Source organism: Rhodococcus sp. 06-235-1A (genome assembly GCF_002258785.1).
Classification (GTDB): domain Bacteria; phylum Actinomycetota; class Actinomycetes; order Mycobacteriales; family Mycobacteriaceae; genus Rhodococcoides.
In genome coordinates this window covers 39,833-53,830 of record NZ_NOYI01000009.1, presented here as the reverse complement: position 1 = coordinate 53,830, position 13,998 = coordinate 39,833, and the positions used below count along the sequence as shown (strand labels likewise).

The window sequence follows — 13,998 nt, the reverse complement described above, 5'->3', positions numbered from 1 at the left end:
ACGGGGGATGTTCTACGTAGCTCGTAGGGCCGAGATGCTCAGTGCCCTGGTGTAGATCGAGTCGGTTCCGACTCGATCTACCATCGGCCACGACTGCAGATCGATTCCCTCGTCGTCGAGTGCGGTCGTGGGGATGTCCCACACGACGTTTCCGGTCCTGACGTCGATGCCTCGCAGTACCTCGGGTCCGAAGAGTGTGGCGATGTCACCGTCCAGTGCGCCGACCTCCGCGAAGCTCCCCGCCTCTCGACTCCACAGAATGTTCCCGGTGTCGAGATCGAGGCCGGATTCGGTGGCCGTGTCGTTGTTGCGGAGCAGGGCCACCGAACCCGTGACCGTGCTGGGGTCGGTGCAGTCGGTGCGCGAGACTCGGACCGTGCCGTCGAGCGAAGCGTTGCCGAGCCACTGGAACCGCGGTAGCAGACAACCTGCCCGGCGACGAATTCCTCGCCACGGCCGACGACGCCGTCCGCGGGAACACGCCAGCGCACCACCCCGTCGGCGATGTCGAGACCGACCAGGGTGGCGTCGACGTACTCTCGTCCGTCGAGACGTCCGAGGAGGGTGACGACCGGGGTCTCCGCAGGTGGCGGCGATTTCTCGGCTGCGCACGACACTCATGCAAGGGTTGTTGCCTGTACCACCGCGGCGGCGGACACCTGGAAACGACGTGTCAGGGAAGGTGCTCCCGGGAAAAAGGTGGGCAGTCTGTTCTGCCAGCATAGAGAACGAAAATTCCCCGCACTCCCGATGGGGTGCGGGGAATTGTTCGTCGTGCTGGGCCTAGTTGACGCTGTGGCCGTTCAGTCCGGCGTGCGCGTAGTGATTGCGACTGTCGGGAATGTGACTGTCTCCCAACACCCGAGCGATCTGGTCCTCGCTGAGCCCGAGGCGACGAAGTCGCTCGCACACTGCGTCGAAGTCGATCATCTTCGCGTCGAGTTCCTGTTGCAGTGCAACAACTTCGGCGCGAATGGTCTCGGCCTCGTCGAGTGCAGCCAAGGTGTCCTTGGGCTCGGGTAGCAGCAGCGCGAGCAGTCGATCACGCGCATCGGTGCTCAGGCCCTCGAAGGGACGTTGGCCCGGCTGAGCCTCGTGGCGACCCTCGACACGGCTGCTCTCGAAGCGGCGATCGGCTTCGTACTCGGTCTCGTAGTCGGTCGAGACGTACTCCTGGGTCGCACCGAAGGACGGGATCTCGGCGAGCTGATCCTTCGACTCGTCCACCGGTCCTGTTGCGGGAGTCGACGCGATGTCGATGGTCTGGCGCAGTGGACGATTCGGGATGAAGATCACTGCGATCAACGTGACGATCGCAACGAAGCCGGCGATCATGAAGATGCGTCCGGTCGCATCACCGTAGGCGGTCCGAATGACGCTGACGATCGGTGCGGGCAGTGACGTGAGATCGAGTGATCCACCGCCGCTGGCCGAGCCGTCCACTCCGAGCTGAGCCAGGCCGGCTGCCGACTTCTCGGCGACCCGGGTTGCCAAGAGGGAACCGAGAACCGAGACTCCGATCGCGCCGCCGAAGGTACGGAAGAAAGCAACCGTCGACGATGCTGCACCGACGTTCTGCACACTGACCGTGTTCTGCACTGCGAGAACGAGATTCTGCATCAGCATGCCGGTACCGAGGCCGACGATGGTGATGAAGATTCCGACGGTGACCAGGCTGGTCGCGTGGTCGATGGTGCCCAGGAGCAGGAATCCGACCACCAGCAGGACGGAACCGGTGACGATGAACGGCTTCCACTTACCGAACTTGGTGATGAGCTGACCCGAGCCGACGGAGGCGACGAGCATGCCGAACACCAGTGGGATGGAAAGCAATCCGGCTTCGGTGGGGGTGTAGCCGCGAGCGGTCTGGAAGTACTGGCCGAGGAAGGTGGTGGCTCCGAAGAGGCCGACACCGACGGCGATCGAGGCGATGATGGCCAGGCCGGTGGTGCGCTCGGTGACGATCTTGAGCGGGATGATCGGCGACTTGTGCCGAGCCTCGACGATGACCGTCAGGATGAGCAGCAGAACTCCGCCGCCGACCAGGTAGGCGGTCTCACGGGAGATCCAGTCGTAGTAGTCCGCCTTGCCTGCGAACGAAACCCACACGAGGAGAACGGAAACGCCTGCGGTCAGCAGAAGTGCGCCGAGCCAGTCGATGGAGACGTTGTCCTTGCGGACGGTCTTGATGTGCAGGGTCTTCTGCAGCAGTCCGAGGGCAATAACGGCCAGCGGCACGCAGACGAAGAAGCACCAGCGCCAGCCGAGGGGGCTGTCGACGATGACGCCGCCCAGGATGGGGCCACCGGACATCGACACGGCCATGACGGCACCGGTGTAACCCGAGTATCGGCCACGATCACGCGGGGAGACGATGGTTCCGATGATGGCGATGACCAGTGCCGTCAGACCACCCATGCCGATGCCCTGCACCACGCGTGCGGCGAGCAGTAGCGGAACGTTGTGCGCGAAGCCTGCGATCAGCGAGCCTGCGACGAAGATGAGAATCGCGCTCTGAACCAGAACCTTCTTGTTGAACAGGTCGGCGAGCTTGCCCCAGATGGGCGTCGATGCGGCGTTGGCCAGCAGTGCGGTGGTGATGACCCAGGCGTACGCGGTCTGCGAGCCCTTCAGATCACCGATGATGGTCGGCAGTGCCGTCGAAACGATGGTGGTGCTGAGCAACGCCGTGAACAGCGCGGCCAGCAGTCCGGTGAGGGCTTCGAGGATCTGGCGATGCGACATCGCGTCGGGATCGACGACTGCCTGATTGGGCGGATTTTCCGCTGCTGTTGTCATGTCTTATCTCGCAATCAATTCAATGCGGGCCACGTCCTGGTGCTGGGCGTGGGCGTCTTCGGTGAATGTGTCGTTGAGCTTGCGGATCGAATCGAGCGCATCGAGTGCCTCCGTCTCGCTCCATTCGCTCAACATCTCTGCCAGGCGTCGTGCTCGCCTGTCCCAAATCTGTTTCAGTCGAGCCTGACCTTGGTCCGACACGCAGACCCGGGACGCCCTTCGGTCGTCCGGATCGGGATGCCGATCGATGTAGCCGAGGTCGACGAGGTCCGCGATCTGCCGGCTGAGGGCGGACTGGCTGACGCAGAGCCTGCTGGCGAGGTCGGTCTGTCTGCATTCACCTTCGGTCGCGAGGATGGCCAGAACTCCGGTCAGCGCTTGCGGCAACGGTGAATCCTCGACTCCGGTGGTCACGGCCCGCTTCAGCGTGCGCCCGAAGAGGAAAACCTCTTCGACCAGCGACTCCGCTGTCGTGGATTGAACTGCCATGAGTACTCCAACGATGAGTTCGATTTACTTGCTGTCTGCAACCATATATATACATACATGCGCTAAGCAAATAATATTCCTGTCTGGTGGATCACAGAGTGGGGGACAGGCTGCCGATCTGCGGTCGAGAGCGGCTAGTGCGCGTAGAAGAACGACCGCCGGACGGTCAGGGCGACGGCCTCACCCACCTGGGGACGCGGCCCGCGTACCGAACAGCGGAAGTCCACATCGCCGGAACGCACCAGGACATCGCTGGCGTCGCGGCCGAACAACGAGGACGTCACTGTGCCGCTGATGTCGCCGTCGGACACGATCTCGATATCGGCCGGCAGGATCGCGAGCGTCCCAGGTCCGGTGCCGTCCGAGGCCAGTGTGAGCGCCCCCGACGTGAAGGCACCGTGCGAGGCGGTGCCGTCGACGAGGGTGGCGTCGGACAGGAAACGCGCGACGAACGCCGATTTCGGAGCGCGCACCACGTCCTCGGGTGTACCGATCTGTGCGACGGTGCCCTGATCGAGGACGACCACCCGGTCTGCGAGGGCGAGGGCCTCGGTGCGATCGTGTGTCACATGTACGACAGTCAATCCCGCTGCGCGCGTGAGAGATCGGAGTTCGAGGCGCAGGCGGTCTCGTAGTGGCTCGTCCAACGCCGACAGTGCCTCGTCCAGGAGCAGTGCCCGCGGCGACGAGACCAGAGCGCGAGCGAGCGCAACGCGTTGCCGCTGGCCACCGGAGAGAGTGGCCGGGTCTCTCTTCTCCAGCCCCGGAAGTCCGACGAGTTCGAGAATGTCGGCGACCTTCCTCGTGCGCTCCGCCTTGGATACCTTGGCCAATTCGAGCGGGTAGGAGACGTTTCGACCGACGGTGCGGTGCGGCCACAGTGCATGCTGCTGGAACACCATCCCGAGCCTGCGAGACTCCGGAGGCGTCGAAACGTGTTCGCTTGCCACCACATCCGGGCCGATGGAGATGGAACCGGCGGTCGGCGTCAGGAAGCCGGCGACAGTACGCAGCAGCGTGGTCTTTCCCGAACCCGACGGTCCGACGAGTGCGACGAACTCTCCGTCGGCGATGTCGAGATCGATACCGTCCACACCGACCGTGCCGTCGTGGTACCGGAGGCCGAGATGTTCGATCGTGATGGCAGACATCGGGTTCCTTCTTATCGGCGTCGGACTTGCGGGCGTCCGGCTCGGGTGGAGGCGACCAGGCCCAAGCCGGCGAATCCGACGAGCGCGACGAGTAGGGACAGGGCGGAGGCGGCGTTGTAGTCGCCGGCCTGCTGCAGGTTGAATATGGACACGCCGAGGGTCTGTGTGCCCGGCGCGACGAGCAGCACCGACATGGTCAACTCCCGCACTGCAGTGAGGGCAACGAGCACCGCTCCGGTGACTGCGGCGGGGATCGCCATCTTCCACGGCACGTCCCACAACGACCGAAGATGTGATGCGCCGGAGGATCTTGCGACTTCTTCTAGGGCCGTAGGCGTGGAACTCAGTGGCGCTCGAACGGCTTGGACGACGATCGCAAGGAACGCCATGACGTAGGCGCACAGGATGACCCACTTGGAGTCGAACAGTCCGGTGTAGCGTCCGATGATCAACCAACCGACGGCGATGACCAGGCCGGGAATTGCCTGCGGCAGCATGGCAGCCAGGTCGAGGCCGACGTTGTCGCGGGATCGGGTGCGGGTGGTGAGGACGCCGATGGCCAAGCCGAGAAATCCGCAGACAACTGCGGCCCCGAGCGCCAATGTCACCGAATTCTGAATGCCCACGAGGGTTCCCGGTGCGGTGACGGCACTTTCGATACTCTGCAGCGTGAGGTTTCCCCAGGTGAGCGGTACGCCGGGGGCAGGCAACAATGCCTGAGTTGCCAGCGCCAGGATCGGCAGTACCGTCAGGGCCAGGCCGAGGATCCATGCAGCGACTCCTGCCGGAATTCGACTGCCACCCAGCGGAAGTAACTGTGGGGCCGTGACTGCGCCGTCCAACTGAATCGATCGGCGGCCGAGAATTCGATCGATCGCGACTGCGACCACGGCGAGTGCGAGGAGTCCGATGCCGATGGTCGAGACCACTTCGAGCGGTCGATCGACGGTGCCCGACTGGATGTATCGGTACACCATGGTCGAGAGCGTGACGTAGCGCTCGGGCAAGCCGATCAGGGCAGGAATGCCGAAATCCGCAAGATTGGATACGGCCGTCAACGTCAGCGACGCCAGCAGGGCCGGTCGCAGCAGTGGCAGCGTGACGTCGCGCATGGCTCGGAACGGAGATGCTCCGGCAATACGAGCCGCCTGTTCCAGATCGCCCGGCACTCGTCGCAGCGCTGCCGAGATGATCAGGTACGCAAGCGGATACGAGTGCACGGTCAGCAGGAAGATCACGCCGTCACCGCCGTAGATGTTCCACAGCGGACCGCCGCCGAACGTCTCGTTCCAGAACGAGTTGATTATTCCGCTCGGGCCCAGCAGGCCCGTCCACGCGATCGCGCCGACGAACGGCGGAATCAGCAACGGGCTGAGCAGAATCAGACGTAGCACCGAACGACCGGGCAGATCGGTGCGATCGAGAACGAGCGCCATGACGGTCGCGATCGCCACCGCCGCGGCCGCCGACAGACCTGCAGATACGACGCTGTTGACCGCCGCCGAGGCGATTCCGCCGTCGACCAGCTCCTGAATATGGTTGCCGCCCAAACCGATCGAGACAACGGCGGCCACCGGTGCGCCGATCAGAGCCAGGACGGCCAGCCACAGGCAGGCGCGTACCCAGGTGACGCGGTCAGCCAAGAAGATCGTTGAACGTGGCGACGGCATCGGGCTGCGAGGCGGTGATCGTGTCGAGATCCGGGTTCAGCAGTGCGATGTCGTCGAGAGAGGGCGCGCCCTCGGGCGTACCGACGTCGGACCGGACCGGCAGGTACTGCTGCTCGACGGCGATCTCCTGACCGCGCTTGCTGACCAGGAAGTCCACGTACTTCTGTGCAGCCTCCTGGTTGGCCGAGTCCTTGAAGATGCCGGCCGGCTCGGAGATGTACGGGACACCGTCGGTGGGATACGACGCCGCGATGGGCGAGCCCTTCTCGGCCAGCTCGCGCACCAGGTAGTCGACGACTATCCCGACCGGCTGGGTGCCTGCCGCGACGGCCTGAGCGACGGGGCCGTTGCTCTCGGCGACCACGGGCTCGTTGGCGACGAGGTCGGTGAGCCACGGAAGCCCGAGGTCTTCCTGTCCTAGCCACACCGCGGTGTTGAACGCTGCCGCGCCGGACACGTCGGGATTGGGCAGCGTGATCCGGCCCTTGTACTGCGGATCGGCCAGGTCTTTCCACGACGTCGGAGGCTGCGAGACGGCCCCGGTGTTGTACGCGATGACCGTCGGGATGATGCGGGTGCCCACGTAGTAGCCGTCGGGATCGACGACGTTGGGATCGAGCGCATCGACATCGGCCGGGGTGTACTGCAGCAGGAGGTCGTCGGCCTTGTACTTCTCGAACGTCGGTGCGTCCGCTGCGAGTAGTACGTCGGCACCGATGGAACCTGTCTGCCGTTCGGAGGCGATGCGGGCATTGAGATCGCCGGTTCCCGCGCGGAACACCTGTACGTCGATGCCCGGATTCTCGGCGGTGAACTCGGCGTTGAGGGCATCGATCTTGGCCTGTGGCTCCGAGGTGTACACCGTGAGGGTGCCGCTGGCACCGTCTCCACCGGCCTCGGGGGCCGCAGGCTCGGAGCAGGACGCAAGGGTGAGAGCAGCTGCGAGACCGAGGATTCCACTGGCGGCGACGCGAGAAACGATGTTCACTTCAGACTTCTCCTGAGAAATACCGAGCACGGAAGCTGCTCATGCTTCCGACCGTAACCGACGCGCGGACGTGTGTTGCCCGAACTGCACATGTCGCCGGGGTGAACGAGCAGTCGGGCCGGTGTGGCGGTTGTGGAGAAGGGACGTCCACGCGGGGACGTTTTCGGCTATACAGTCCGAACATGGACGTTGTGCGTGCGATGCCCCTGCTCACGGTCACCGATCTCGAGGCGACGCTGGAGAAGTACGTCCAGGTCACCGGCATGGAGGTCGTCATGGACCACGGTTGGATCGCGACGCTCGCACCGTCCGGGGACAGCTCGGCGCAGCTGAGCCTGATCACCACCGACCCCACCGGACCGGTGAACCCGTCCGCATCGATCGAGGTGGACGACGTGGATGCGGCCTACCGAGCTGCCGTCGATGCGGACCTCGAGATCGTCTACGAGATCACCGACGAGGAATGGGGCGTACGCCGATTCTTCTTCCGAGATGCGGGCGGCAATGTGGTGAACGTTCTCTCGCACATGTGAGATCAGGCGGGGTGCAGGAGGTTTCCGCGCCGAAGGCCGCGAAGGGTGCGGGTGGCGACGGTGACCCAGGCCGTGAGGAGTAGGACGTACAGGGCGACGGTCAGAGCCTGCACCGCGCCGAAGTCCAGCGCATGTCCCAGAGCGGTGGCTCCGGTGACGCAGGTACCGACGGGGAACGTGAACGACCACCACGTCAGGGAGAATCCCAGGTTCCTGCGCGCCGCGTGCACGGTGAGAGCGACGGCGAGCGCGAACAGCAGCACTCCGAAGCCGCCCATGATCAGCCCGTAGCCGATGCCGAAGACATGCAGTCCGACCGCAATCGACGATTGTGCGCCGGTGAACACCAACGATGCATCGGTGCCGAGTAAGTTCGCCGCGGTGATCGACTGGCCGATCAGCCCCAGCGTGATCCACACGGTCGGAGCCGCGTCGACGGGCGGCAGACCGCCGTGCACCAGACGTCCGTAGATCAGAGTCAGCGTGATCATCCCGACGATCAGCGACAGCCCGAACATCGCGTAGCAGGCGCAGAGCAGAGCGAGTCGCCACTGGCCGTCGGGCACGTGGGGGAGAAGCAATGCCCCGGTCGATGCCGAGACCATCGGCGGAACGACGGGCATCAGCCACGCCGGCAGGGCCGCGACGTCGCGGTGATGGGCCGCGGTGATCATCCGATACGGCACGACGACGCTGGTGAGCAGACCGGCGATCGTCCCGGCGATCCACAGCGCAGCGAACAGTGCGGTCGCTGCGGTGGATCCGAGCAGATCCGATCCGAGGAGACCTGCTCCCGCGCCGACGGTGAGCATCGCCATGGGCGGAGCGCCGTAGAACTGCACCATCACCGGATGCCGGGCGTAGGCGACGGCCTGGTCGCGGTGCCCGATCCAATGCATTGCGAATGCTCCACCGATCGCGACCAGCGCTGTAGCTGCGATCACCCACACCGCAACGGCGAAGACGTGGAGAGCAGGAAACTGCACGGGCAACGTGGCCGCTGCGGTAGCCACGATGCCGGTCCCCATCACCACGGCGAACCAGTTGGGGGTGATGTGCTCGAAGGTCCGGCGGTGCGTCTCGGTCCCGGTCGAGATCGGGGCGGGGGCGGTCACGGTCATGTGTTCAGCCTGCGCGGTGGCGTGCCCGCTCGGTAGGTACCGGTTTGTTCACCGGTCATAACGTGGGGTTATGGCTGTCGGTGGGTCTTCGCGGCCACGGTGAGCAGTTCTGCGGCCGGACCGCTCGGCGCGCGGCCGGACGGCCAGATCGCCCTCAATTCGCGGCGCAAGGTCAGTCCTGGGATCGGCACTCGGACCAGGGTCCCGGCGGCCAACTCGGGGGCGACGGCCAGTGAGCTCAGAACAGCGCCGCCGATGCCCGCTCCGACAGCCGATTTGATCGCCGTCGTCGACGAGACCTCGAGGAGCGGCGACATCGGTTGCCCGAGACCCGCTGCAGTCAAGGCACTTTCGTAGGCCGAGCGCGTTCCCGAACCCGCCTCCCGCGTCACCAATGCGGTGGCGACGATCTCGGGCGCGGTGGGTGGGGAACTGACCCACGCGTGCCCCGGCGGCACCACGAGCATCAACTCGTCGGTGGCCACGGTCCGCTGATCCAGACCGGCAGGCACACTGGGGCTTTCGATGAAACCGATGTCTGCGCCACCGGCCAGCACCTTCTCGGCGACTACCGCCGAATTGCCCGAACTCAGCGTCGGGACGATGTGCGGGAGAAGTGTGTGCAGCGTGACCAGCCAGCGTGGCAGAAGATACTCTGCAACAGTCTGACTCGCCGCGATCTGCACATGGCCGATGCGTTCGGCGTGCAACGTCGCGATGGCGGTCGCCAGGTCTTCGGCCGACCTGACGACAGGCGCTGCCCAACTTGCGACGAGCTCGCCGAACTCGGTCAGCACCGTTCCGCGAGCGCCTCGTTTCAGTAATGGCGCGCCGACGCGACGCTCCAGCGCACGGATGCGGGAACTTGCCGCAGGCTGAGACATGCCGTGAGCCCGCCCCGCTCGGCCGATGCTGCCGAGCTCGGCCACCGACAGCAACAGATCGATGCTGGTGAGATCGGCGACGTGAGGGGGAAGCGGCACAGAGCGAGCCTACGTTCGTCAGTATTCGCTGAACAGATCCAGCTCGCCCTCGGGCTCGGCGGTGTCCTCGGCTTCGTCCGGGTCGCTCCGCTCGTGCAGCACCGAGCCCACCAACGCGGTGACGTCGATCGCGGCGGGATCGGGGATGGGGTGCCCCTCGACGAAGGCGAGCCGCTCGGCCGACAGGTACGCCAGGCGCACCGCCTGCACCACGAGGACGCGTCGTAGACCCTCGGAGACTTCACCGCGTTCGCGAGTGACCGCTGCCAAGCGCGAGATCGTCTCGGCGCGGCGAGCGATGCGGATGTCAGGATGGCCGCGCTCGCGGCGGGTCTGCTCGGAGATCAGCGACCGACGTAGCGACGCGGGGAGCGCGATGGGCTCGGAGACCGGCGGGATCTTCTCGTTGAGGATTGCCTTGTGCCGCGATTTGTCGATGGCCTCGAGATACGCCGTGTACTCGTGGGCGTTGAGATCTCGCTCGGCGGCGCGGAAGTGCTCTGCGCCATCGGACTTCTTGAGGTCCTCGTACTGCCACAGTGGCCAGATCTCGATCTCGGCGACCTCGAACACATCGAGCACCCGCATCGCAACGGCGTCGGTCCGCTGGTTCGTCAGATGACGCTGCACCCGGACGCTGAGCTTCTCCTTGGTCTGCCCCACGTAGATCGGCTCGCCGTCGTAATCGTAGAACGCGTACACGCCCCACTTGGCCGCCGACCACACCCGGCCCTGATCGTCCTTCTCGCTCAGCACTTCTCGCAGTGCCGTGCGAAAGGACTGCACGTCGTCCGCGGGAAGAGAGCTCTTGCGGGGCGCGACGGCTGACGACCGCAGCGAGGACTTACCGTGACTGGACATGCGCCGCAGTTGTTTTCGCTGCAGTCGAGTCCAGCGTTCCGGTGACCAGCGGCATCAGGTAGTGCTCGGCGAGCCACGCGACCACGGGAACGCACACGGCATCGCCGAAACCGAAGAGCGCCTGATTGTTTCGCAGGCCGTCCAGTGTGTACTCACCCGCACCCATCAGGCGGGCGTACTCGACCGGCGTCATCCAGCGCACCTGCAAGCGCCCGTTGCCCATCTTGACCACCGCCTGCTTCGACGAGCCACCCCGTGCGGTGCGCAGGCAGCCGGAGATGTCGTCGGGTCGAGCCTCCCACACCGCGACGCCGTTGCGGGTGCGGCGGTAGGCGGTACGGTAGCTGACCTTGCGGGCCTTCCTCAGAATCTCGATGCGCTGCAACTGAATCGGCGACAGTGACTGCACGAACGCCGCAGTACGGGCGGTATCCCACCACCGCTCGTCGCGGTAGTCCATGCGCTCGACCAGATCACTCAGGCCGCTGGTCAACGGGATCGGCGGGCTCGGCAGTGGTGCTCGATGCGTCAGTAACGTCGAATCGCCGTACACCGCCTGCAACCAATCGGGTCGTAGCTCGCTGTTGGGATCGCGTGCGTCCTCGGGGGGATTCTGCGCACCGATCAGGAAGAGGCGTGGACGCGACTGCGGAACGAAGCGTCGAGCGTCGATGGTGAGGACATCCACCGAATAGCCGAGCTCGTTGAGTTCCCGGACCGCTGCGGCCAGATCGTCGCCGCCGTGACTGGTCGCCAGCCCGACGACGTTCTCTAGTGCCACCACCTCGGGTCGAGCATCACCGAGCTCGCTCAACACCCGCGTGAAATGCCGGAACGTCGAGGAGTTCTTACCCGCGAGACCGGCCCGGCCGCCGGCCAACGACAAGTCGGTGCACGGAAACGACGCCCACGCCAACGACAGATCCTCGGGCAGATCCTCTCCCCGGGTGCGGGCAACATCGCCGAGTTGAAAATGGCCGGCATCGTCACCGAAGTGCTGGCGATACATGTGGTGCTTGTCGCGCTCGATGTCGTTGGCCCACGAGACCTCGAAGCCGGCCTGCTCCAAGCCCATTCGCACCAAGCCGATACCGGCGAAGAACTCCGCGACAGTGTGGATCCGACCGAGCGCAGGTGCCGAAGAACCACCCGGCACCACAGTCAACTTCGGCATTCACTCAGGCTAGTACAGACTCCCGACAAGGTTTCGGCTACTGCCGGCTCACGCCGTGGTCGCCAGCGCCGCAGCCGAGCCGAATGCCACCGCCAGCAGGCACACATGCGCGGCCGCTCGGCCCACCGACTGCTCCACAGTGGATCGATGCCCGGACACGGTCGGCAACCACGTCCCACGGATTCGGTGAGCCACGACGACCAGGATCACGGTGATCACAATCTTGGCGAGAACGATTCGGCCGTAACCGGTCTCGACCGTTGCCGCGACGCTGTCCAGCTTCAGGACTGCGTCGAGCACACCGGTGCCTGCGACCCCGACCACGCACCAGAAGGCAATCCTGGAATACACCGGCAGCAGCGTCGCCCAGGCGGACTTGCTCCGCAGACTCAGCGCCATCGCACCGAGAACCCCGAGCCACACCGAGGCGCACACCACATGCATCGCAACGGCAATGGAGCCGAACGCGAACTGCGACATGTGCCCGGTGATCGGTCGCGCCACCAGGGCGAGGGACGCCAACACGATCACCGGAACCGGAGACCAGCTCGCTGCGCCTCGATATCCGGCCACCCCGATCGCGCACAGAGCGAGCGCCAGGATCACCGTCGCCGTTCCGAGTCGGCCGACCGAAATCTCGGTGGCGAATGCTGCGAATGCGCTCGGCGACAACGTCAGCGGCGTACTACCGGAAGAATCTGCAGCGGCAGCCGCGAGCAGAACGAACTCGGCCACCGCCCACAGCCCCGACAGGAATCCGATCGCACGCCACATCACCAGCGGGTCGACTGCGGGGCGTCGGGGTTCGGAATTGGCGTCCATGACGGCGAGAACTCCGAACCCCAACACCACCGAACCCGTCGCCACCGCGATGACTCGCAGCCACGACGACCCGCCGGGAAAGGTGGGATACGCCAGCGCGAACGCTGCCGCGACCCCCACCAACCCCGAGGCTGCGGCGGCGAGCACGAGCCGAACGCTTCTCTCGCCCACCGCAGCCACGTCGGTCCTACTTCAGGGTCTTCGGCTTACGCAGGGCGAATCCCAATGCCCCTGCGAAGGCCAGAACCGCAACCACGATCAACACGATGTGGCCGTAGCCGCCGAGGAACCCGGACTCGGACTCCTCGGCGGTGCCCGAGGCGTCGGCCGGTGCCCCTGGAGTCCCGGATCCTTCCTGAGTCAGCGTGAACGTCGCGGTGCCGCTCACCGGATGGCCGTCGGCCGAGGTGATGCGATACGCAAGGGTGTATTCGCCGATCGGGCCCAGCTCGCCGACATCGACCACCACGCTCTGGCCCTCGATGCGGGCGTCGCCCTTGGACCAGATGTTGCCGTCGGGTCCGACGACGTTGAGCGTGGCGAACTGCGCCTGCGGTACCTCGTTGAACGACACCGATGCCGTCGCCGGAGACGAGTCGAGCGCGGAACCGTCGGCCGGGCTGTAGCCGGTGACCTGCGAATGCGCCGACGCGACGGGTGCCGCGATCACCAGCGCCAGCAGCGCCATCACCGAGACGACCAGTGCTTTCGCGGGAAGGACCAGCGACCTCACGAGCGCCGCGCCCGGATCGTCGCGCCGATGCCGAGACCTGCGCCGACGGCCCCGAGTACGAGTCCGACGCCGGCGATCCAGCGAGCGGTGTTGTCGGTAGACGACGCCTCCGACGATGCCTCGGCGGTCTCGGTCGTCGCCGAGTGGCTTCCGCCGTGAGCCTCGCCGCTGGCTGCGGCGAGAGTCAGAGTGGGCGCGGGCAATTCGGGTTCGCTGCCGTCCTGTGCCATGGGCTCGTTCCACTCGACGACCTCACCGTCGGTGTAGGTCTGGGTGGCCGGGAACGAGACGGTCTCCTCCTCTGGCAGCGGACCCGCCGAGAGCAGGAACTGCTGGAACTGCCCAGGGCCGACCTCGGCACCGGGATTCGCCGTCCACGTCACCAATACCGCGAGATCGGCGGAGTCCTTCTCGACGGTGGACGTCCAACCCGGAATGGGCTGCGTACGAGCGGAATTGAGGCCGGGCAGGGTGACCTTGACCGAATTGGTCGAGGCGGTGTCGGACTCGGTGGGAACGCGGAACGTCAGAACCGAGTAGCCGCCCTGCTCGGCGTCGGGTGCAGAGACGACGACGTGTGCAGACGCTGCGCCTGCGCCGATCAGCAGCGCGCCGACGGTTGCCCCGGAGACGAACAGGGCACGGGAAAGAGAGCTCTTCATGGGTATTGGGTC

At 65.6% G+C, this 13,998-nt stretch carries 14 protein-coding genes; 1 reads left to right on the top strand and 13 read right to left on the bottom strand.

Annotation, left to right across the window (positions count from 1 at the left end):
• Positions 1 to 12 precede the first annotated feature (12 nt).
• From CH275_RS07010 to CH275_RS06985, 6 genes are all read right to left on the bottom strand, one after another.
• Complete coding sequence (locus CH275_RS07010; RefSeq protein WP_094676543.1) at positions 13 to 324, bottom strand: hypothetical protein; 312 nt, start codon at positions 322 to 324, stop codon at positions 13 to 15.
• A 459-nt stretch (positions 325 to 783) separates the two neighbouring features.
• Positions 784 to 2,799 (bottom strand): MDR family MFS transporter, encoded by a 2,016-nt coding sequence (locus tag CH275_RS07005; RefSeq protein ID WP_256990899.1) that lies wholly within the window; start codon positions 2,797 to 2,799, stop codon positions 784 to 786.
• Positions 2,800 to 2,802: 3 nt separating this feature from the next.
• Entirely contained in the window at positions 2,803 to 3,288 is a 486-nt protein-coding gene (locus CH275_RS07000; RefSeq protein WP_094676541.1) for a MarR family winged helix-turn-helix transcriptional regulator, read from the bottom strand.
• Positions 3,289 to 3,422: 134 nt separating this feature from the next.
• Entirely contained in the window at positions 3,423 to 4,439 is a 1,017-nt protein-coding gene (locus CH275_RS06995) for an ABC transporter ATP-binding protein (RefSeq protein ID WP_094676539.1), read from the bottom strand.
• An 11-nt stretch (positions 4,440 to 4,450) separates the two neighbouring features.
• Entirely contained in the window at positions 4,451 to 6,109 is a 1,659-nt protein-coding gene (locus tag CH275_RS06990) for an ABC transporter permease (RefSeq protein WP_094676537.1), read from the bottom strand.
• Positions 6,075 to 7,097 (bottom strand): ABC transporter substrate-binding protein, encoded by a 1,023-nt coding sequence (locus tag CH275_RS06985; protein ID WP_094676535.1) that lies wholly within the window; start codon positions 7,095 to 7,097, stop codon positions 6,075 to 6,077. The genes CH275_RS06990 and CH275_RS06985 overlap by 35 nt, the downstream gene beginning before the upstream one ends.
• Before the next feature lie 182 nt (positions 7,098 to 7,279).
• Here CH275_RS06985 and CH275_RS06980 point away from each other — a divergent pair, with 182 nt between their 5' ends.
• Positions 7,280 to 7,630: a VOC family protein gene (locus tag CH275_RS06980; RefSeq protein ID WP_179276026.1), complete on the top strand. Its 351-nt coding sequence runs from the start codon at positions 7,280 to 7,282 to the stop codon at positions 7,628 to 7,630.
• 2 nt (positions 7,631 to 7,632) lie between these two features.
• Here CH275_RS06980 and CH275_RS06975 read toward each other — a convergent pair whose 3' ends face one another.
• The 7 genes from CH275_RS06975 to CH275_RS06945 all read right to left on the bottom strand — a co-directional run bounded on the left by CH275_RS06975 (position 7,633) and on the right by CH275_RS06945 (position 13,986).
• Positions 7,633 to 8,751, bottom strand: a complete 1,119-nt coding sequence (locus CH275_RS06975) for a TDT family transporter (protein WP_094676533.1) — start codon at positions 8,749 to 8,751, stop codon at positions 7,633 to 7,635.
• 68 nt (positions 8,752 to 8,819) lie between these two features.
• Entirely contained in the window at positions 8,820 to 9,734 is a 915-nt protein-coding gene (locus CH275_RS06970; protein ID WP_094676531.1) for a LysR family transcriptional regulator, read from the bottom strand.
• Positions 9,735 to 9,752: 18 nt separating this feature from the next.
• Complete coding sequence (locus CH275_RS06965; RefSeq protein ID WP_094676529.1) at positions 9,753 to 10,595, bottom strand: GIY-YIG nuclease family protein; 843 nt, start codon at positions 10,593 to 10,595, stop codon at positions 9,753 to 9,755.
• Positions 10,579 to 11,769, bottom strand: a complete 1,191-nt coding sequence (locus tag CH275_RS06960) for a DNA cytosine methyltransferase (protein ID WP_256990897.1) — start codon at positions 11,767 to 11,769, stop codon at positions 10,579 to 10,581. The genes CH275_RS06965 and CH275_RS06960 overlap by 17 nt, the downstream gene beginning before the upstream one ends.
• A 48-nt stretch (positions 11,770 to 11,817) precedes the next feature.
• Complete coding sequence (locus CH275_RS06955) at positions 11,818 to 12,771, bottom strand: CopD family protein (protein ID WP_256990896.1); 954 nt, start codon at positions 12,769 to 12,771, stop codon at positions 11,818 to 11,820.
• Positions 12,772 to 12,778: 7 nt separating this feature from the next.
• On the bottom strand, positions 12,779 to 13,279 hold the full coding sequence (mprA, locus tag CH275_RS06950) for an MprA protease, GlyGly-CTERM protein-sorting domain-containing form (protein ID WP_094677243.1): 501 nt from the start codon (positions 13,277 to 13,279) through the stop codon (positions 12,779 to 12,781).
• Between the two features lie 41 nt (positions 13,280 to 13,320).
• A complete protein-coding gene (locus tag CH275_RS06945; protein WP_094676527.1) occupies positions 13,321 to 13,986 on the bottom strand; it encodes a YcnI family copper-binding membrane protein in 666 nt (221 codons plus the stop codon).
• Positions 13,987 to 13,998: the final 12 nt, after the last annotated feature.